Source organism: Streptomyces durhamensis (genome assembly GCF_000725475.1).
Lineage (GTDB): Bacteria > Actinomycetota > Actinomycetes > Streptomycetales > Streptomycetaceae > Streptomyces > Streptomyces filipinensis.
The window spans coordinates 1-19,872 of the sequence record NZ_JNXR01000018.1 but is presented as its reverse complement, the minus strand read 5'-3'; the positions used below and the strand labels follow the sequence as shown (position 1 = coordinate 19,872).

Sequence of the window (19,872 nt, the reverse complement as noted above, 5' to 3'; positions counted from 1 at the left end):
CTACGGATCCGCTGTCAACTGCCCTTGTGCGTATCCGATTTCCCCTCAACTCCCCTCTTCCCCCTCTTCCCCCTCCCCCTCTTCCCCCTCCCCCTCCTCGCGCTCCGCCTCGTCCAACGCCTGCGCCAGCACCTCCGCCAGATGCCTGCCCCGCACCCCGGCCAGCTGTTCCAGCTGGGTGCGGCAGGAGAAGCCGTCGGCCAGGACCACCGTCCGCTCGGGTGCTTCGCGGACCGCGGGGAGGAGCTGTTCCTCCGCGCAGGCCTTCGACACCTCGAAGTGGCCTTTCTCGAAGCCGAAGTTGCCGGCGAGGCCGCAGCAGCCGCCGCTCAGCTCGCCGGTGAGGCCCGCGGCCTCGCGCAGCCGCCGGTCGGGGGTGTCGCCGAGCACCGCGTGCTGGTGGCAGTGGGTCTGGCCGGCGACCGGGCGGTCCACGGCCGGCGGAGTCCAGTGCGGGGCGTGCCGCTCCAGGGCCTCGGCGAAGGTGGTGACGGCCGAGGCCAGCCGGGCGGCACGCGGGTCGTCGTGCAGCAGCTCTGGCAGGTCGGTGCGCAGGGCCGCCGCGCAGCTCGGTTCCAGGACGACGACCGGGGCTCCGGCCCGCAGCACCGGTTCCATCAGGTCCAGCGTGCGGCGCAGGACCGTGCGGGCGCGGTCGAGCTGGCCGGTGGAGAGGTAGGTGAGGCCGCAGCAGACCCGGGCCCGGCGGGCGGCGAGCAGCGCGGTGGCCGGTCCGGCCCGGCCACCGCCGATCCGTCCCCCGCGTGGCAGCAGCGTCGGCGGCAGGGCGACGCGCAGCCCGGCGGCCTCCAGCACCCGGACGGCGGCCCGGCCGACGGAGGGGGACAGATGCTCGGTGAAGGTGTCCGGCCACAGCACGACCAGGTCGCCCGGGCCCGGGCCGCCCGATGCCGGCTCCCCGGGGCCCGGGGCCGGCTTCCTCGTGCGCCACCAGCCGGTGAAGGTCCGCCTCGCCAGCCGGGGAATCCGCCGCTCGGGGGCGATCCCGGCCAGGCGCTTGCCGGCAGCGGCCAACGGCCCCACCGCGGCAAGGGCGTTGAGCAGCGGGGCCGTGCGCGTGCGGGCCACCCAGCGCAGCCACTGCGGCAGCCGGCCCATGCTGAGGTGGGCGGCGGGCCGGCGACGGCCGGCGTAGTGGTGGTGCAGGAACTCGGCCTTGTAGGTGGCCATGTCGACGCCGACCGGGCAGTCGGAGCGGCAGCCCTTGCAGGACAGGCACAGGTCCAGGGCGTCGCGGACCTCTGTGGACCGCCAGCCGTCGGTGACCAGCTCGCCGGCCAGCATCTCGTGCAGCAGCCGGGCCCGGCCGCGGGTGGAGTGCTCCTCCTCGCCGGTCACCCGGAAGGACGGGCACATCACGGCGGGGCCGGCCGCCGTGGTCGTACGGCACTTGGCGACGCCGACGCAGCGGCGGACGGCGGCGCGGAAGTCGCCGTCGTCGGCGGGGTAGCCGAAGGCCACGTCGACGGGCCCGCGCGGCAGCACGGAGAAGCGCAGGCCCGCATCGAGCGGGGCGGGGCGGACCAGCATGCCGGGGTTGAGCAGGTCGTCGGGGTCCCAGACCGCCTTGGCCCGTTCGAACAGCCGCACCGTCTCGGCGCCGTACATGCGCGGCAGCAGCTCCGCGCGGGCCTGTCCGTCCCCGTGCTCCCCGGACAGCGAGCCGCCGTGCTCCACCACCAGGTCGGCCAGGTCCTCGGAGAAGCGGCGGAAGCGGCCGATGCCGGCCTCGGTGAGCAGGTCGAAGTCGATACGGACGTGGATGCAGCCGTCGCCGAAGTGGCCGTACGGCGTGCCGCGCAGGCCGTGGGCGGTGAGCAGGGCGCGGAAGTCGCGCAGATAGCCGCCGAGCCGGGCGGGCGGCACCGCGCAGTCCTCCCAGCCGGGCCAGGCCTCGCTGCCGTCCGGCATGCGGGTGGCCGTGCCGCTCGCGTCCTCGCGGATGCGCCACAAGGCACGCTGGGCGGCGGGCTCCGTCACCACCAAGGAGTCGGACACGTCGGCCGCGCGGACGATCTCCCGCGCACGCGCGCGTGCCTCGGCCGCCGACTCCCCGCCGGTCTCCACGAACAGCCAGGCGCCCCCTTCGGGCAGTCCGGCCGGCGCGCGCACCAGGTCGGCCGCCATGCCCTCCACGGTCAGCGGGCCGTACCGCAGCAGGCCGGCGGCGGCTTCGGCGGCGGCGCTCTCGTCGCCGTACCCCAGCACCGCGAGGGCACGCGCGCGGGGGGCCGCCACCAGCCGCACGACCGCTTCGGTGAGGATCCCGAGGGTGCCCTCCGAACCGCAGAAGGAGCGGGCGACATCGGCACCCTTCTCGGGCAGCAGCGCGTCCAGCGCGTACCCGGAGATGCGGCGGGGCAGGTCCGGGAAGCCGGTGCGCAGGCGGGCCAGTTCGCCCTGCGCCAGCTCCCGCAGCCCCTCGGGCGCGCCGGCCCAGTCCCGCCCGAGCCGCAGCCGCTGCCCGCGCGCGGTGAGGACGGACAGCTCGCGCACGCTGTCCGCGGTGGTCCCCCAGGCGACCGAGTGCGCGCCGCAGGAGTTGTTGCCGATCATCCCGCCGAGCGTGCACCGGCTGTGCGTGGACGGGTCGGGGCCGAAGCGCAGGCCGTGCGGGGCCGCGGCCTCCTGGAGGCGGTCCAGGACGAGCCCCGGCTGGACGACGGCCGTACGGGTGACCGGGTCCAGCTCCAGCAGGCCGTTCATGTGCCGGGTGAAGTCGAGCACCACGCCCGCACCGGTCGCCTGCCCCGCGATGGACGTGCCGCCGCCGCGCGCCACCACCGGCACCCCGCGCGCCCGGCAGACCTCCAGCACGGCGGCCACGTCGTCGGCGTCTCTCGGCGCCACGACGCCCAGCGGGACCCGCCGGTAGTTGGACGCGTCCATGGTGACCAGCGCCCGGGAGGTGACGTCGAAACCGACCTCGCCCCGGACGACCCCGCGCAGCTCCGCCTGCAGACCCGAGCGATCCGTCATGCGTCCAGGATGCATCCGCTCACGGACAGTCACCGAAAGTTTTCCACAGCCCCGCCCATATCGTCGTACTACTTCACAAGTCCAGGCTTTGACGATCTTGTCTCATCCGACGGACACGGCTACGCCCGGTTTCGCCCCGCGGGATACCCTCCGAACCGTGGCCGACATCCAGATTCCCGCTGACATCAAGCCCGCCGACGGACGCTTCGGCGCGGGCCCCTCCAAGGTGCGTACCGAGGCACTTGAGGCGCTCGCCGCCACCGGCAGCTCCCTGCTCGGCACCTCCCACCGCCAGGCCCCGGTCAAGAACCTGGTGGGCGAGGTCCGCGAAGGCATCGGCTCCCTGTTCTCGCTCCCCGAGGGCTACGAGGTGATCCTCGGCAACGGCGGCTCGACCGCCTTCTGGGACATCGCCACCCACGGTCTGATCGAGAACAAGTCCCAGCACCTGAGCTTCGGCGAGTTCTCGTCCAAGTTCGCCAAGGCCGCCAAGCTGGCGCCCTGGCTGGCCGAGCCGACCGTCGTCGCCGCCGACCCCGGCACCCACCCCGAGGCCCGGGCCGAGGCGGGCGTGGACGTGTACGCCTTCACCCACAACGAGACCTCCACCGGTGTCGCCATGCCGATCAAGCGCGTGGCCGGCGCCGACGAGGGCGCGCTCGTCCTGGTGGACGCCACCTCCGGCGCGGGCGGCCTCCCGGTCGACGTCGCCGAGACCGACGTCTACTACTTCGCCCCGCAGAAGTCCTTCGCCTCCGACGGCGGCCTGTGGATCGGCGTCTTCTCCCCGGCCGCGATCGAGCGCGCCGAGCGGATCCACGCCTCCGGCCGCCACGTCCCGGAGTTCTTCAGCCTCCCCACGGCGATCGACAACTCCCGCAAGAACCAGACGTACAACACCCCGGCGCTCGCCACCCTGTTCCTGCTCAACGAGCAGCTGAAGTGGCTCAACGGCCAGGGCGGCCTCGCCTGGTCCACGGCCCGCACCAAGGACTCCTCGACCCGCCTGTACTCCTGGGCGGAGGAGTCCAAGTACGCCACCCCCTTCGTCACCGACCCGGCCAAGCGCTCGCAGGTCATCGGCACGATCGACTTCTCGGACGAGATCGACGCGGCCGCGGTCGCCAAGGTGCTGCGCGCCAATGGCATCGTGGACACCGAGCCGTACCGCAAGCTCGGCCGCAACCAGCTGCGCATCGCCATGTTCCCGGCGATCGACCCGGCGGACGTCGAGGCGCTGACGAAGTGCGTCGACCACGTGATCGAGAGGCTCTGACCTCCCGCGGAGGACGACCTCCCGCACAAGACGACAAGGGGCGCCCGGTGGACACCGGGCGCCCCTTCGCGTGGTTCAGCTCCCGCGCCGCAGCCGCCGCAACCCGAACAGGGCGGCCAGAGCGACGGCGCCGACGACGGCACCGATCTTCAGGCCGTCGCCGCCGCTGCCGCCGTAGCCGCTCCCGCTCTGCGAACCGGCACGGGAAGAGGGCGAGTTGGCGGCAGGCCGGTCCGGCGCGTCCTTCGCCACGACCTCACTGTCCGCCCCCTCGCTGCTGTACAGCAGCCTGGTCCCGTCGGCGGAGTAGGAGACGCCCTCGCCCTGCCCCTGCAGCGGCACGTCCAGCTGACCCTTGCGCCTGATCCTCCCGCCGTCCCAGTCGTAGAGGATCCCGCCGAGGTACCCGCGCACGGCGAGCTGCCGTCCGTCCGGCGAGAAGGCCGCGTCGGTGGCCCACAGGTCGACCGGGGCGACGGGCCGGAAGACGTTCGCGCCGGAGGTGGAGAGGGTGGCCGGGCCCTCGTACAGGTGCCCGCCGTCCTCCTTCTTGTCGATGATGTAGACCCGCCCGGTCTTCGGGTGGACGATCAGCGACTCGGCGTCCCGCGGCCCGTTCGCGTACTTCACGACGTACTGCGTGGCGGTGACCGTCTGGTCCCTCAGCTCCTTCGGCTCGGGCAACCGGTAGATCCACACGTACGGCCACTTGCCGCCCAGGTTGTCGCCGATGTCGCCGACGTAGATCTCGTCGTGGGGCCCGATCGAGATCGCCTCGACGTCCCGCGGGGACCCGATGCCGCGCAGGGTGATCCGGGCGACGGTCTTCCCGGTCCGGCTGTCCACGGCGTAGATGTACGGCCCGTCGCTGCTGTCGTTGTGCGTCCAGTAGACGCCGGGGTGGAGATGCGAGGCGGCGAGCCCGCTGGACTCGGTGATCCTCGGATCCTTGAGGGTGAACCCCTGGTCGCCGGGCCCGTCGGCGGCGGAGGCGGGCAGCGCGCAGGCACCGGTGAGCAGCACCCCGGCGAGAACGGCGGACGATCGACGCATGCCCCAAGCCTGCCATTCCCTCCGGGGGTTCACCCGGCGCGCTCCGCGCCCGTCGGACGTGGTGGGCCTCACACCCCACCGCCCCGCGTGATCGTCCATCATGAGCGGATGCTCAGGTTCATGCCCGTAGGTGACTCCATGACGATCGGGAGCGCCGGCGAGCACACATGGCGTCACCGACTGTGGCAGCACCTGCGCGACACGTACGACGGCCCGTTCACCTTCGTCGGCCCCCGCGAGGAGCTGTACGACAAGTCGGCCGACGCCCCCACGTCGTACGCCTACGCCGATCCCGGCTTCCCACGCCACCACCTGGCGGGCTGGGGCGAGGGCTGGCTGCACATGGCACCGCTGATCGGCGACGCGGTACGACGGCACCGGGCGGACGTGCTGCTGGTCTCCCTCGGCCTGATCGACCTGGGCTTCTACACCAACGCCGAACAGACGGCGCAGAACGTGCGCGCCTTCGTCACCGGCGCCCGCGAGGCCGCCCCGCGCATCCGCATGGTCCTGCTCCCGGTCATCCCGAACATCCGGGCCGAGGCGGACGCCGCCTTCGCCGAGCAGGTGGACCTCTTCAACGTCCTGCTCGCCAAGACGGTCGCCGACCTGGACGAACCCCGCTCACCGATCCTGCTGGCCTCGCGGCCGGAGGGGTACGACATCCACACCGACACGTACGACGGGACGCATCCGAACGCCAGCGGGGAGCACCGGATCGCGGGGGCGTTCGCGGGGGCGATGTGGGAGGCGTGGGGGGTCGGACGGGCGTACGTGGCTGGAACAGGTTGACCTGATTCCGGCATGCCCCGGTCACCGTGCGTATCGTTGAACCGCGCGGCTGCACTCGTGCGTGGGGCAGCCGGGGAGGAGCGCCACGATGACCGTCCTCGAAGACAGGATCGAGATGGCCGAGGAGAGCGGCGAGCTGACTCTGGACGACCTGTTCGAGTCGCTTGAGCGGACCACCCCCGAGGGATACAAGGTCGACATCGTCGAGGGGGCCATCTTCATGTCGCCGCAGCGGGACACCCACTGGGAGATCATCGCCAACATCTACGACCAGTTGCGCACCAAGTACCCGCGCAGGCGCGTCAAGTCGGACGTCCGGATCGACTACCCGGGCCACCTCAACGGCTTCTGCTCCGACGTCACGCTCGTGACCGATGGTGCCGAGAAGACACCCAACGGCCTGTGGCAGTGCAAGGACGTCGAGTTCGTCGCGGAGGTCATCTCCAAGGGCACGGGACACAACGACTACGGCCCCAAGAAGACGGCCTACGCCACCGCCGAGGTGGCCGTCTACCTCGTCGCCGATCCCTACCAGGGCAAGTGCCACCTCTACAGCCAGCCGAAGGACGGCGAGTACGTCAGCGAACTGACGGTCGCCTTCGGAGCGGATGTCGACATGACCACGACCCCCCTCGGCCTCACCCTCAAGACCGACGAGTTCCCCCGCGACTGACCGCTGGGGCCCCTTGCTTCGAGCGCACTTCAAGCCGTTGGCTAGAGGACCATGGAGTACACGCAGCTAGGACGCACGGGACTCAAGGTCAGCCGACTCGTTCTCGGGACGATGAACTTCGGGCCGCAGACCGACGAGGCCGACAGCCACGCCATCATGGACGCGGCGCTGGACGCGGGCATCAACTTCTTCGACACCGCCAACGTGTACGGGTGGGGTGAGAACAAGGGCCGGACCGAGGCCATCATCGGCAACTGGTTCGCCAAGGGCGGCGAGCGCCGCGACAAGGTCGTCCTCGCCACCAAGGTCTACGGGAACATGGCCACCGACGCCCAGCCCGGTCAGCCGGCCTGGCCCAACCACGACAGGCTCTCCGCGCTGAACATCCGCCGGGCCGTGGACGCCAGCCTGAAGCGGCTGCAGACCGACCACATCGACCTCTACCAGTTCCACCACATCGACCGGAACACGCCGTTCGAGGAGATCTGGCAGGCGATCGACACCCTGGTCCAGCAGGGCAAGATCCTCTACGCCGGTTCGTCCAACTTCCCCGGCTACAAGATCGCCCAGGCGAACGAGACCGCCGCCCGCCGCGGCACCCTCGGTCTCGTCAGCGAGCAGTGCCTCTACAACCTCGCCGAGCGGCGCGCCGAGATGGAGGTCGTCCCGGCCGCGCAGGACTACGGCCTCGGGGTCATCCCCTGGTCGCCGCTGCACGGCGGACTGCTCGGCGGGATCATCAAGAAGGAGGTCGAGGGCGGTCGCCGCGCCTCCGGCCGGGCCGCCGACACCCTCAAGGACCCCGCCGCCCGCGCCCAGGTCCAGGCGTACGAGGACCTGGTCGGCAAGCACGGCCTGGAGCCCGGCGAGGTGGCCCTGGCCTGGCTGCTGACCCGCCCCGGCGTGACCGGCCCGATCGTCGGCCCGCGCACCGCCGCGCAGCTGGAGTCGGCGCTCAGGGCCGTCGAGCTGGAGCTGGGCGACGAGCTGCTGGCCGGCCTGGACGAGGTCTTCCCTGGCCCTGGCCCGTCTCCGGAGGCCTTCGCCTGGTGACGCGGTTCACAGCCGTGTGAGGGCGCCGCCCCCGAGGGGCACGGGGAACTGCGGGACCGGCCACGACGGGCCGCACCCGGCGAACCGGCCGCAGTTCCCCGCCGCGCCATCGCCACACCGCTACTTGACGGCCGCCGCCACGGCCACCACGACGAACATCAGCACAAGCACACCGGCCATGATCCGGTTCCGGGTTTTCGGGTCCACGCCACCGAGCCTAACCAACCCCGCCGAGCTCCCAGCGGGCAACCGCCTCGTACCGCGGCTGCTCCCCCGCCACCCCGGACCGCGGCAGGTGGCTGCGGACCAGGACCAGCTCGTCCACGGTCCAGGGACGTCCGCCGAAGGCACGCAGCACCTCCACGTACGGCCGTACGTCCACCGAGTCCCGGCTGCGTGCCACCGTCAGGTGGGCCTTGTACCGCCGGTGCTCCCCCATCGGCACGCCCGCCTTGCGCGCCGCCGACTCCGCCCGGTCGGCCAGCAGCCGCAGCGCCTCCACCTCGCCCGAGGCGCCCGTCCACAGGGCCTTGCCGTGCCCGAACTGGCCGCCGCCGGACAGGGCCAGGGTGAAGGGGGCCGTGCGGTGGGCCGCACGGGCCAGCCGGTCCGACAGGTCCGGTACGAGGTCGTCGGCGGCCTCGCCGTAGAAGGCGAGGGTGAAGTGCCAGCCCGGCTGCCCGGTCCAGCGCAGCCGATCCGCTCCGGGCAGTCGCTTCAACCGGGCCACTTCGGCGGCGAGTTCATGGATGACGCGCTCCGGCGGGAGCACCGCGGCGAAGAGTCTCATTCCTTCACCTTCGCAGACGGCAGTCGGCATGATGGGCCGATGACGATCACCCTGCGCACAGGCGGCTCCGCCGACGCCCCCCTGATCCTCGGCATGCTCGACAGCGCTGTGGAGTGGCTGGTCTCACAGGGCCGTACCCGCCAGTGGGGCACCGAGCCCTGGTCGACGAACGAGCGGGCCGTGGAGCTGGTGCACCAGATCACCGCCGCGGGAACGCCGTACATAGCCGAGGTGGACGGCGCCCCGGCGGCCACGCTCACGCTCAGCAAGGCCCCCGGCTCGTACCTGGAGCCCGCCGACGAGCCCGAGCGGTACATCCACCTCTTCGCCACCGACAGCCGCTTCAGGGGCCTCGGTGCCGGTGCGGCGCTGCTCGCGCACGCGGCCGAGGAGACCCGGCGGGCCGGGATCTCGCTGCTGCGCGTGGACTGCTACGCGGGCGACGACGGCAAGCTGGTCGCGTACTACGAGAACAACGGCTTCACCCGTACCGAGCCCTTCACGGTCGGCGAGGACGACTGGCCGGGCCAGGTGCTGGCCCGGCGGGTCCTGTAGCGCCCCGAAGGGGTGCGGGGACGGCCCCCGGCCGGGGGCCTACGCCGCCGTCGCCAGCTCCTCGCGCTCCCTCGGCACGAAGCGGACCCGCGGATGGCCGTGGTGCCAGCGCACCGCGAGCCGCAGTCCGCCGATGCGGGCCAGCACCAGGCCGATCACCCCGGCCGCGGCGGCGGAGATGACGCCGCCCAGGGCGAACCCGACCCTTGCGCCGTAGGTGTCGGTGATCCAGCCGACGACGGGCGCGCCCAGCGGCGTGCCGCCCATGAACACCATCATGAACAGGGCCATCACCCGGCCGCGCATGGCCGGGTCGGTGGCCATCTGGACCGCGGTGTTGGCCGTGACGTTGACCGTCAGGCCGAAGACCCCGATCGGGACCATGAGCAGCGCGAACAGCCAGTACGACGGGACCAGCGCGGCCGCGGTCTCCAGCGCGCCGAAGGCCAGCGCGGCGGCGATCAGGATGCGCAGCCGGGCCGTGCCGCGCCGGGCGGCCAGCAGGGCGCCGCCCAGGGAGCCGACGGCCATCAGCGTGTTGAAGAGGCTGTAGGAGCCGGCGCCGGAGTGGAACACGTCGTCCGCGTAGGCCGACAGCCACACCGGGAAGTTGAAGCCGAAGGTGCCGATGAAGCCGACCAGGACGATCGGCCAGATCAGCTCCGGCCGGCCGGCCACGTACTGCAGGCCCTCGCGCAGCTGGCCCTTCCCCCTCGGCGCGCGCTCGACCACGTGCAGGTCGCGGGCGCGCATCAGCAGCAGGCCGGCGATGGGGGCGGCGAACGACAGGCCGTTGGCGAGGAACGCCCAGCCGGTGCCCACCCCGGTGATCAGGAGGCCGGCGACGGCGGGGCCGACCAGGCGGGCGGACTGGAAGTTCGCGGAGTTCAGGCTGACCGCGTTCTGCAGCTGCCCGGGGCCGACCATCTCGGAGACGAAGGACTGCCGGGCCGGGTTGTCCACGACCGTGGCGAGGCCGACGGCGAACGCGGCGACGTAGACGTGCCAGACCTGGACGTGGCCGGAGAGGGTGAGGAAGGCGAGCGCCAGGCCCGTCACGGCCATGGCGGCCTGGGTGACCAGCAGCGTGGGGCGCTTGGGCAGGCGGTCGACCAGGACGCCGCCGTAGAGGCCGAACAGGAGCATCGGCAGGAACTGCAGGGCCGTCGTGATGCCCACGGCCGCGGAGGAGCCGGTGAGGCTGAGGACGAGCCAGTCCTGGGCGATGCGCTGCATCCAGGTGCCGGTGTTGGAGACGACCTGGCCGATGAAGAAGAGGCGGTAGTTCCTGATCTTCAGCGAGCTGAACATCGAGGACTTGCGGGGGGTGGGGATAGTAGTGGCGGTCGGTGCGGGGGCGGAAGGTATTCCGGATCCCGTACTCAAAAGGGTTCGCCTCCTCTGATGGCTTGCTTACAGGTGCGCGAGCTTTTCCAGCACGGGGGCGGCGGCGCGCAGGGCGGCCCACTCGTCCTCGTCGAGACCCTCGGCCAGACCGGCCAGGAACGCGTTGCGCTTGCGGCGGCTCTCCTCCAACATCGCCTCGGCCTGCTCGGTCTGGGTGACGACCTTCTGGCGCCGGTCCTCGGGGTGCGGCTCCAGCCGGACCAGCCCCTTGGCTTCGAGCAGCGCGACGATGCGGGTCATCGACGGCGGCTGGACGTGCTCCTTGCGGGCCAGCTCGCCCGGCGTGGCCGAGCCGCAGCGGAACAGGGTGCCGAGCACCGACATCTCGGTGGGGCTCAGCGATTCGTCGACCCGCTGGTGCTTGAGCCGACGGGACAACCGCATCACGGCGGAGCGGAGGGAGTTCACGGCGGCTGCGTCGTCGCCATGGGTGAGGTCCGGCATGTTCTTTAGAGTAACTCATTACTCTCGCTAAAGACCACCGCGACACACCCCTGATGCCCGTGACCCTGGCCACTGAACCGGACGATCACCCATATGAGTGAGTCAGCTCCGGAAAGTGACGCGCGGGGTGGCCGGATATGGCGACCCTCGTACCCATGGGGACCACTGTGCTCAGCGTGCGGATAGACGGGGAGCTGCTCGAAAGGCTCCGCCGGCACGCCGCGAAAAGAGGAATGAGCGTGCAGGACTATGTGGTCCGCACGCTCATCCGGGACGACTTCGACGAGCGGTTCCAGGCCGCCGTCGAGGAGACGGAGAGGTTCTACGGCGTCACCTGAGGCCGTGGAGGGCCGAGGCGCCGCGCAGGGGCAGGGCTCAGGTGAGGCCCAGGGCCGGCATCAGGTAGTAGAAGGCGAACACGGCCGAGACGACGTACATCGCCACCGGGACCTCCCGGAACCGGCCGGCGGCCAGGCGCAGGACGGTGAAGGTGATGAAGCCCATGCCGATGCCGTTGGTGATCGAGTAGGTGAACGGCATCATCAGCATCGTCACGAAGGCCGGGATCGCGATGGTGTAGTCCGCCCAGTCGATCTCCTTGATGGAGTTCGACAGGATCAGGAAGCCGACCGCGACCAGCGCCGGGGTGGCCGCCTGGGACGGGACCATCGTGGCGATCGGGGTGAGGAACAGCGCGATGGCGAACAGGCCGCCCGTGACGACGTTCGCGAAGCCCGTACGGGCGCCCTCGCCGACCCCGGCCGTGGACTCCACGAACGCGGTGGTGGCCGAGGAGGAGCTGGCACCGCCCGCCGCGACCGCGAGGCCGTCGACGAAGAGGACCTTGTTGATGCCCGGCATATAGCCCTCGGCGTCGGTCAGCTTGGCCTCGTCACTGACGCCCATGATCGTGCCCATCGCGTCGAAGAAGCACGACAGCAGGACCGTGAAGACGAACAGGATGCCGGTCAGCAGGCCGACCTTGGAGAAACCGCCGAACAGGCTGACCTGACCGACCAGGCCGAAGTCGGGGGTGGAGACCGGGTTGCCCGGCCACTTCGGGACCGTCAGCCCCCAGGACGGGATCGTGGTGACCGCGTTGAGGACCACCGCGAGGACGGTCATGCCGACGATGGAGATCAGGATCGCGCCCGGCGTCTTGCGGACGATCAGCGCGAAGGTCAGCAGCGCGCCCAGGATGAAGACCAGCACCGGCCAGCCGTGCAGATGGCCGCCCGTGCCGAGCTGCAGCGGGACGGTGGTCTGGGCGGCGTCCGGCATACGGGTGACGAAGCCGGAGTCGACCAGGCCGATCAGCATGATGAACAGGCCGATACCGATCGAGATCGCCTTGCGCAGGCCGAACGGCACGGCGTTCATCACGCGCTCGCGCAGGCCCGTGGCGACCAGCAGCATGACCACGATGCCCGCGAGGACGACCATGCCCATGGCGTCCGGCCAGGACATCCGCGGCGCCAGCTGGAGGGCGACGACCGAGTTCACGCCGAGGCCCGCGGCCAGCGCGATCGGCACGTTGCCGATGACGCCCATGAGGAGCGTGGTGAACGCGGCGGTCAGCGCGGTCGCCGTCACCAGCTGACCGTTGTCCAGGTGATGCCCGTACATGTCCTTCGCGCTGCCGAGGATGATCGGGTTCAGCACGATGATGTACGCCATCGCGAAGAAGGTGGCGAAGCCGCCGCGGATCTCACGGGCGACGGAGCTGCCGCGCTCGGAGATCCTGAAGTAGCGGTCGAGGGCGCCGAAGGCGGGCGCGCCGCCCGGCTTCTCGGGGGTGGGCGCCTTGGCAGGTGCCGAGGTGGACATGCGAGACCTCATCTCCGACGGGGTTCCCCCGAGCCCTGTTGGAGTTTCATACGATCAGAAGCGGTCAAAGATAAACGGTTTCAGTATGAACGTATGAGTGCGAGATCGCTATCTCCGCGCGTAGACCGGGCCGGGCGGAGGACGGCGCTTAAGCTGTGCGCATGGCCAAGTGGACCCCCAAGCACGAGGCGCCGGAGCCCCTGGAGGGGCCCGTGGTCGCCACCATCACCGGCGGCACGATCGTGTGGTTCGTGCTCTTCCTGGTCCAGCTGCCGTTCTACGGCTGGTTCGACGACCACGGGCACCTGTGGTGGCTGTGGACCTGCCTGGCCGGTGGCGGGCTGGGGCTGGTCGGCGTCTGGTACGTGCGCAGGCGGGACGCCGCGCTGAAGCGGGCCGCGGCGCTGCCGGAAGCGTCGGCTGAATAGTTCCGCCCGCCGGACCTGACCGCGGGGCGCTCCCGCCCCGGCCGGCCGGAAAGCGGGCGGGTGGACACATCCCCCCGTACCGTCGAATGCATGAGCCATATAGACGCGGGCGCCGAACTCGACCCCGTGCACCCCGTGGCCCTGCCGAAGAGCCCCGTGACCGGACTGAGCGCCGCCGAAGTGGCGGAGCGCGTCGCGCGCGGCCTGGTCAACGACGTGCCCGTGCGCAGCAGCCGGTCGCTCGGGGAGATCGTCCGGGCCAACGTCTTCACCCGGTTCAACGCGATCATCGGCCTGCTGTGGCTGATCACGCTGTTCGTCGCGCCGATCCAGGACAGCCTGTTCGGCTTCGTGATCCTCGCCAACACCGGCATCGGCATCGTCCAGGAGTGGCGGGCCAAGCAGACCCTCGACTCGCTCGCGGTGATCGGGGAGGCCCGGCCGACCGTACGCCGGGAGGGCAGAGCCACCGAGGTCGCCACCGCCGAGATCGTCCTGGACGACCTGATCGAGATCGGGCCGGGCGACAAGATCGTGGTCGACGGGGTCTGCGCGGAGGCCGACGGGCTGGAGATCGACGAGTCGCTGCTCACCGGCGAGGCCGATCCCGTCGTCAAACGCCCCGGCGCTGCCGTCCTGTCCGGCAGCTTCGTCGTCGCGGGCGGCGGGGCGTTCAAGGCCGCCAAAGTGGGCCGCGAGGCCTACGCCGCCCAGCTCGCCGAGGAGGCCTCCCGCTTCACCCTCGTCCACTCCGAGCTGCGCACCGGTATCTCCACCATCCTCAAGTACGTCACCTGGATGATGGTCCCGGCCGCGATCGGCCTGGTGATCACCCAGCTCGTGGTCAAGAGCTACGGCTTCAAGGACGCCGTGGCCCGCACGATCGGCGGCATCGTCCCGATGGTCCCCGAGGGGCTGGTGCTGCTCACCTCCGTCGCCTTCGCGATCGGTGTCATCCGGCTCGGGCGCAAACAGTGCCTGGTGCAGGAGCTGCCGGCGATCGAGGGCCTGGCCCGCGTCGACACCGTCTGCCTGGACAAGACCGGCACGCTCACCGAGGGCGGCATGGACGTCACCGAGCTGCGTCCGCTCGACGGGGCCGACGAGGGGTACGTCCGCAGGGTGCTCGGCGCGCTCGGCGAGTCCGACCCGCGCCCCAACGCCTCCCTCCAGGCGATCATCGACGCCTACCCGGACAGCGAGGACTGGCGCTGCGTGGAGTCGCTGCCCTTCTCCTCGGCCCGCAAGTACAGCGGGGCCGCGTTCAGCGAGGCCGACGGCGAGACCAGCACCTGGCTGCTCGGCGCCCCGGACGTCCTGCTCGCCGAGGGCGACCCGGCCCTGGCCGACACCGCGCGCCTGAACGAGCAGGGGCTGCGGGTGCTGCTGCTGGCCCGCGCGAGCCGCGACCTGGACGACCCCGAGCCGGCCCACGGCGCCCGCCCCACCGCCCTGGTCGTCCTGGAGCAGCGGCTGCGCCCCGACGCGGCCGACACCCTGCGCTACTTCGCGGACCAGGACGTCCGCGCCAAGGTCATCTCCGGGGACAACGCGGTGTCGGTCGGCGCGGTCGCCGCCAAGCTGGGCCTGGAGGGCACGGCGGTGGACGCGCGGCACCTGCCGGGCGACCGGCCCCGGATGGCTCGGGCGCTGGACGGGGGGACGGTCTTCGGGCGGGTCACGCCGCAGCAGAAACGGGACATGGTGGGGGCGCTGCAGTCGCACGGGCACACCGTCGCGATGACCGGTGACGGGGTGAACGACGTGCTCGCGCTGAAGGACGCCGACATCGGGGTCGCCATGGGCTCCGGCTCGGAGGCGACGCGTGCGGTGGCGCAGATCGTGCTGCTGGACAACAGCTTCGCGAGTCTGCCGTCGGTGGTGGGCGAGGGCCGCCGGGTGATCGGCAACATCACGCGGGTGGCGACGCTGTTCCTGGTGAAGACCGTGTACTCGGTGCTGCTGGCGGTCCTGGTGGTGTGCTGGCGGGTCGAGTACCCGTTCCTGCCACGGCACCTGACCCTGCTGTCCACCCTCACGATCGGCGTGCCGGCGTTCTTCCTGGCGCTGGCGCCCAACAAGGAGCGGGCGAAACCGCACTTCGTGCGCCGGGTGATGCGGTACTCGGTCCCGGGTGGCGTGGTGGCCGGAGCGGCGACCTTCGTGACGTACCTGATCGCCCGGCACCACTACACCGGGCCCGGCCAGCTGGACGCGGAGACCAGCGCGGCCACCCTGACCCTCTTCCTCGTCTCCATGTGGATCCTGGCGATCGTCGCCCGGCCCTACACCTGGTGGCGGGTGACCCTGGTGGCCGCGATGGGTGTGGCCTTCCTGCTGGTCCTGGTCGTGCCGTCGCTGCAGGCGTTCTTCGCGCTGAAGCTGGTCGGCGTGGAGATGCCATGGACCGCCGTGGGCATCGCGGTGGTGGCCTCGGCCGCGCTGGAGTTCCTGTGGAAGGGGGTGGCCCGGCGGTTTCCCGGCTGAGGCCGGTGGGGAACCGCAAGGCCGTGGGCCGCGCGGTTCCCCGCCCCCGCGGGGGCGCTACCTCACTGCACGTCCACGTAGTCACCCGTGGCGCTGACCGCCGGGGTGGTGGAGGTGCCGGCGAAGCTGAAGCGCCAGTAGCCGTCGTAGGCGGCGGTGGTGGTGGTCTTCAGGTTGCCGTACGCGTCCGTGGTCACCGTCTTGACGGTGGTGTACGTGCTGCTGCCCGCCTTGCGGAACTGCAGCTGGACCGGCTGGCCGGTGTAGCCGTGGTACTGGTGGTCCTCCCAGTTGGCCCGGGAGAGCTTGCCCGTGACCGTGAGGGTCTTGCCCTTGGCGACCGGCTCCGGGCCGGCGTCCACCGTCAGCTTGGAGTAGCGCTGCACCAGGGTGGTGGCGAGGCCGCTCTGGTCCTTGTAGCCGACCTTGCTCATGTCGGGGTTCTGCTGGTCCTGGCCGTTGAAGGCGATGGCCTCGGCGGCCACGCTCCAGCTGCCGGCCCAGGCGTTCTGCAGGTCGCCGTCGGCGGGGTAGATGGTGACGTTCCCCTTGCAGGTGGCCGTCGTCGACGAGGTGGCGGTGCAGGTCGCCGGGTCGTCGCCGTACAGCTCGGGGGACGAGTCGCTGTAGGTGCCGTGGTAGAGGAAGGCGTCCGTGACGAAGTCCTTCGCGGCGATGTCCACGTCGGCCCCGTGCGTCAGCGTGTACGAGTACGCGACGCTGACCTCGTTGGTGGTTCCGACCTTGGTCGCCTTGGCGATCGAGAGGTCGGCGAAGCTCGCGTTCAGCGTGTAGGGCGTGCCCGAGTCGGTGACGGCCTGCGCGGCCGGGACTGCGAGGGCGGTGAGGGCCAGGGCGCCGGAGACGGCGGCCACGGTGGCACGAATGCGCATGTGGGTCCCCTGAGGGAGGAGTGATCGTGGAGTCGGTTGACTCACGCGATCAGATCCGTGGCCCCGGGGGCTGGTTGTACGGCAGGAGCGGTTTCCGGCCAGATTTGAGGACCGCATTGCCAGGTCGTGGCACAAGTGAGAAGAAACGTTCCGGCCCCGGGGGCGGCATGCGCTTCCGGGGCCGGACGGGTCCTGCTGCCTACGTCACGTCCTACTGCACGTCGACGAAGTCACCCGCGGCGTTGACCGCCGGGGTGGTCGAGGTGCCCGCGAAGGAGAAGCGGTAGTAGCCGTCGACCGTGGCCTTGGTCGTCGTCTTCAGGTTGCCCGTGGAGTCCGTCTTGAGGGTCTTCAGCGTGGTGTAGGTGCTGGAGTCCTTCTTGCGGAACTGCAGCTGCACCGACTGGCCGGTGTAGCCGTGGTACAGGTGGTCCTCCCAGTTGGCGCGGGCGAGCTTGCCCGTCACCGTGACGGTGGCGCCCTTCTTCACCGGCTCCGGGGCGGCGTTGACCGTCAGCGTGGAGTTGCGCTGGACCAGGGTGGCGGCGAAGCCCGTCTGCAGGGAGCTGTGCTCGCTGTCGAAGTCCACGGCGATGGCCGCGCCGTGCCAGGTACCGGCGTAGGAGTTGCGCAGCTTCAGGTCCGCGTCGCTGGTCTTCGGGTAGATGTCGATGCTGCCCTTGCAGCTGGCGGTGCCCGCCGAGACCACCTTGCAGACCGCCGGCAGGTCGGAGCCCTGGACGCTGTCCGGGGTGTCCTCGGAGCCGTGGTAGATCATCGGGATGGTGACGAAGTTGTCGGAGGCGATGTCCACGTCGGCGCCGTAGGTCATCGTGTAGGTGACGGTGGTGGACACCTTGTTGGTGGTGCCGACCTTGATCGCCTTGGCGATCTTGAAGTTGGAGAAGGACGCATCGAGGTCGCCGACCGGCGCCGAGGCGGCGGCGAGCGCGGTCTTGCCGGAAGACGCGTGCTGGGCGAAGTACTTCACGTAGTCGATGCGGTGAGACGCACCGCTGTCGGCGGCCTGGGCGGCCGGCACGACGAAGGCGGAGAGGGCCAGGGCGCCGGAGACGGCGGCCACGGTGGCACGAATGCGCATGCGTTCCCCTGTGTGGAGAAAGTGGACACGAGGTCCAAGTGATCATGGAGTCAGTCGACTCGGGGGATCAGACCCGCGAGGTGACCAGGTGGTTGTACGGGTGACGCGACAAGTTCCGCGGGCTACCGCACGTCCGCGCAGGGGCGGCGTCGACGGTGACAGAGACGCGCATACGCATGTGTTCCCCCGCGTGCGTGGTGATCGGTGAGCCTGTTGTCACAGGGGGTCAGACTCGGCACGCGGGGGAACGGTTGTAAGGAGATCGAGAATGTCGTGAGAGATGTGTGGAGCTAGTCGAACCAGCGGTCCCTGGCCAGTTCCTCCGTCCGGGACGGGTCCTCCAGCAGGGCCGCCACCTCGAAGCGCCGCGGCCACTGCCCCGCCGCCCAGGCCAGGCCCGCCGCGACGCCCTCCAGCGTGGCCGCGTGCAGCACCCCGTCGTCGGTGAGCCGCCAGTCGATCTCCACGCCGTCCACGACCAGCTCTTCGTGCTCGACGTACGTCCGGGGCGTACGCCCCCCGAGCAGCACCCGCACCGGCTCCGGCACGTCGTGCTCGGCGCCCTCGGAGTGCACCTCGCCGGTGACGGACTCGCTCAGCCGCCGCACCTGGAACAGCTCCGCCAGCTCCGCGGCCCGGGCCGGCGGGACCGGCAGCAGCGGCACCGAGGAGGTGAAGGGCAGCAGGTCCGGCGAGTCGACCACGACGGCCTCGGCGGCGTCCACGACCGCCACCCGCCCGTCGACCACGGCCCGCAGCTCGTCCGGCAGGGTCACCTGCTCCGGGTCCAGCTCGGCCAACGCTCCGTACAGCCCGTGCAGTTGGGCCGACGTGACCGAGCGATCCGGGTCGGCGAGCCGGTCGAGCAGCTCGGCGGCGCCGCCCGGCTCGTCCAGCAGGGCCGCCACGGAGGTCCGCACGCCCAGGGCTCGCAGCACCTGCTCGTCCTCGAACCCGGTGGCGTCGGCCTCGTCGTACAGCCCGCGCAGCAGGGGGTCCCCGCCGGCGGCGAGGAGACCGGCCGGGCGGCGGCCGTCCAGCACGGGGTGCCCGCGCAGCCACCACGCGGTGTACGGCCGTACGACCTCGTGGGTGCCGTCGTGCAGCAGGACGCGGACCGGCTGGGTGAGGGCGTCGCGCAGCGGCGGCTGCGCGAGCAGCGCGAGGGCCTGGGGCCAGTGCTCGTCGTCCACCAGGTCCAGATCGCGTACCGCGACCAGCTCGGTGGCGACCGGGGGCACCGGGCTGTCCGGGAAGCGGTCGAGGATGTCCTCGCACCACACGTCGACCGCGTCCAGCAGCCCGGCGTCGTCGGGCTCGGCGAAGTCGCCCTCGCGGGGCTCCAGTTCGTCCGGGTCGAGGACGACGTCGGTGGCCCGGACGAGCGCGAAGTCCGCGAGCACCCCGCAGGCGGTGAGCGGCTGTGCGCCCCACCGCTCGGCCAGGTCGTGGTCGACGGCGGCCAGTTCACCCGCACGGATCACCTGGGCGAAGGGGCTGCCGGGGAGGACGAGTTCACCTGCGGGGGCGAGTTCCCCGTCCTCGTCGGGCAGTGCCAGCGCGCCCAGCCAGGGCTCGTCACCGGGCTCCAGGCCCGCGTCCCGGACCAGCGAGAGCACGGCGTCGGCCAGTTCCTCGGCGTCCGGGGCGTCCTCCTCCCAGCCCCCGATCCCGCCGTCCTCGTCCAGCGAGGCGGCGACGGCGGCCCGGACCTGCGGGGTGGTGAGGACCGCGCGCGGGGTGGCGGGCAGCGCGCCCAGCTTCTCCAGCAGCGGGTGCGCGGCGTCCTCGTGGGCGATCTTCAGCCCGAGCCGGCCGAGGACGTCCGCGTCGATCGGGGGGCCGTCCGGGGTGGGCAGCAGTACCTGCCGGGGCCCGATGGTGGTCCGTCCCGGCGCCGTGCCGAAGGCCTGCGAGGGGCCCCCGGCGAGCGGCACCGGCAGCCCGGACAGCCGGTCGGGGTCGACGCCGGCGAGGCTGTCGTAGAGCCGCCACCACCAGCCGGGGTCCTTCTCCAGTCCGGCGAGCCGGTCGACGGCGTCGGCGAGCGGCAGCCGGGCCACCCCGAGGCTGCGCAGCTCGGCCCGCCGCT

At 71.5% G+C, this 19,872-nt stretch carries 16 protein-coding genes and 1 pseudogene; 8 read left to right on the top strand and 9 right to left on the bottom strand.

From position 1 onward, the window contains the following. Positions 1-45: 45 nt before the first annotated feature. Positions 46-3,000 carry an FAD-binding and (Fe-S)-binding domain-containing protein gene (locus IO33_RS0126265; RefSeq protein WP_051926975.1) on the bottom strand — a complete coding sequence of 985 codons (2,955 nt, stop codon included), beginning with the start codon at positions 2,998-3,000 and terminating at the stop codon, positions 46-48. 157 nt (positions 3,001-3,157) lie between these two features. On the opposite strand from IO33_RS0126265, the gene serC reads away from it, so the two are divergent. Continuing rightward, the gene (gene serC / locus IO33_RS0126260) at positions 3,158-4,276 is read left to right on the top strand and encodes a phosphoserine transaminase (protein ID WP_031169282.1); all 1,119 of its coding nucleotides are present in this window, start codon (positions 3,158-3,160) and stop codon (positions 4,274-4,276) included. Positions 4,277-4,351: 75 nt separating this feature from the next. Here serC and IO33_RS0126255 read toward each other — a convergent pair whose 3' ends face one another. Then, positions 4,352-5,329, bottom strand: a complete 978-nt coding sequence (locus IO33_RS0126255) for a PD40 domain-containing protein (protein ID WP_031169280.1) — start codon at positions 5,327-5,329, stop codon at positions 4,352-4,354. Between the two features lie 108 nt (positions 5,330-5,437). Between IO33_RS0126255 and IO33_RS0126250 the strand changes: the two genes are divergently transcribed. The 3 genes from IO33_RS0126250 (at position 5,438) to IO33_RS0126240 (ending at position 7,847) form a co-directional block, all read left to right on the top strand. Further along, positions 5,438-6,121: a GDSL-type esterase/lipase family protein gene (locus IO33_RS0126250; protein WP_031169279.1), complete on the top strand. Its 684-nt coding sequence runs from the start codon at positions 5,438-5,440 to the stop codon at positions 6,119-6,121. An 88-nt stretch (positions 6,122-6,209) separates the two neighbouring features. Next, positions 6,210-6,794, top strand: coding sequence for a Uma2 family endonuclease (locus IO33_RS0126245; protein WP_031169277.1), 585 nt, complete (start codon positions 6,210-6,212; stop codon positions 6,792-6,794). A 51-nt stretch (positions 6,795-6,845) separates the two neighbouring features. Beyond that, positions 6,846-7,847 carry an aldo/keto reductase gene (locus IO33_RS0126240; RefSeq protein ID WP_031169274.1) on the top strand — a complete coding sequence of 334 codons (1,002 nt, stop codon included), beginning with the start codon at positions 6,846-6,848 and terminating at the stop codon, positions 7,845-7,847. Positions 7,848-8,064: 217 nt separating this feature from the next. On the opposite strand, the gene thpR is transcribed toward IO33_RS0126240, so the two are convergent. After that, positions 8,065-8,637, bottom strand: coding sequence for an RNA 2',3'-cyclic phosphodiesterase (gene thpR, locus IO33_RS0126230; RefSeq protein WP_031169272.1), 573 nt, complete (start codon positions 8,635-8,637; stop codon positions 8,065-8,067). 39 nt (positions 8,638-8,676) lie between these two features. On the opposite strand from thpR, the gene IO33_RS0126225 reads away from it, so the two are divergent. Continuing rightward, positions 8,677-9,192: a GNAT family N-acetyltransferase gene (locus tag IO33_RS0126225; protein ID WP_031169270.1), complete on the top strand. Its 516-nt coding sequence runs from the start codon at positions 8,677-8,679 to the stop codon at positions 9,190-9,192. A 39-nt stretch (positions 9,193-9,231) separates the two neighbouring features. On the opposite strand, the gene IO33_RS0126220 is transcribed toward IO33_RS0126225, so the two are convergent. Together IO33_RS0126220 and IO33_RS0126215 are read right to left on the bottom strand one after the other, a co-directional pair. Further along, entirely contained in the window at positions 9,232-10,578 is a 1,347-nt protein-coding gene (locus IO33_RS0126220; RefSeq protein ID WP_390986665.1) for an MFS transporter, read from the bottom strand. Positions 10,579-10,605: 27 nt separating this feature from the next. Beyond that, complete coding sequence (locus tag IO33_RS0126215; protein ID WP_031169266.1) at positions 10,606-11,043, bottom strand: MarR family winged helix-turn-helix transcriptional regulator; 438 nt, start codon at positions 11,041-11,043, stop codon at positions 10,606-10,608. 137 nt (positions 11,044-11,180) lie between these two features. Between IO33_RS0126215 and IO33_RS0126210 the strand changes: the two genes are divergently transcribed. Next, positions 11,181-11,381, top strand: a complete 201-nt coding sequence (locus IO33_RS0126210; RefSeq protein WP_031169264.1) for a ribbon-helix-helix protein, CopG family — start codon at positions 11,181-11,183, stop codon at positions 11,379-11,381. Between the two features lie 37 nt (positions 11,382-11,418). On the opposite strand, the gene IO33_RS0126205 is transcribed toward IO33_RS0126210, so the two are convergent. Further along, complete coding sequence (locus IO33_RS0126205; RefSeq protein WP_031169262.1) at positions 11,419-12,870, bottom strand: NCS2 family permease; 1,452 nt, start codon at positions 12,868-12,870, stop codon at positions 11,419-11,421. A 161-nt stretch (positions 12,871-13,031) separates the two neighbouring features. Here IO33_RS0126205 and IO33_RS0126200 point away from each other — a divergent pair, with 161 nt between their 5' ends. Both IO33_RS0126200 and IO33_RS0126195 read left to right on the top strand, forming a co-directional pair. Continuing rightward, the gene (locus IO33_RS0126200; RefSeq protein ID WP_031169260.1) at positions 13,032-13,298 is read left to right on the top strand and encodes a DUF2530 domain-containing protein; all 267 of its coding nucleotides are present in this window, start codon (positions 13,032-13,034) and stop codon (positions 13,296-13,298) included. 90 nt (positions 13,299-13,388) lie between these two features. Then, positions 13,389-15,785 (top strand): HAD-IC family P-type ATPase, encoded by a 2,397-nt coding sequence (locus IO33_RS0126195; RefSeq protein ID WP_031169258.1) that lies wholly within the window; start codon positions 13,389-13,391, stop codon positions 15,783-15,785. Positions 15,786-15,847: 62 nt separating this feature from the next. On the opposite strand, the gene IO33_RS0126190 is transcribed toward IO33_RS0126195, so the two are convergent. The 3 genes and pseudogenes from IO33_RS0126190 to IO33_RS0126180 all read right to left on the bottom strand — a co-directional run. Then, positions 15,848-16,678, bottom strand: a complete 831-nt coding sequence (locus IO33_RS0126190) for a hypothetical protein (RefSeq protein WP_031169256.1) — start codon at positions 16,676-16,678, stop codon at positions 15,848-15,850. 211 nt (positions 16,679-16,889) lie between these two features. Next, entirely contained in the window at positions 16,890-17,780 is an 891-nt protein-coding gene (locus tag IO33_RS0126185; RefSeq protein WP_031169255.1) for a hypothetical protein, read from the bottom strand. A gap of 290 nt (positions 17,781-18,070) precedes the next feature. After that, a pseudogene (locus tag IO33_RS0126180) lies at positions 18,071-19,872 on the bottom strand (sacsin N-terminal ATP-binding-like domain-containing protein); the annotation flags it as partial.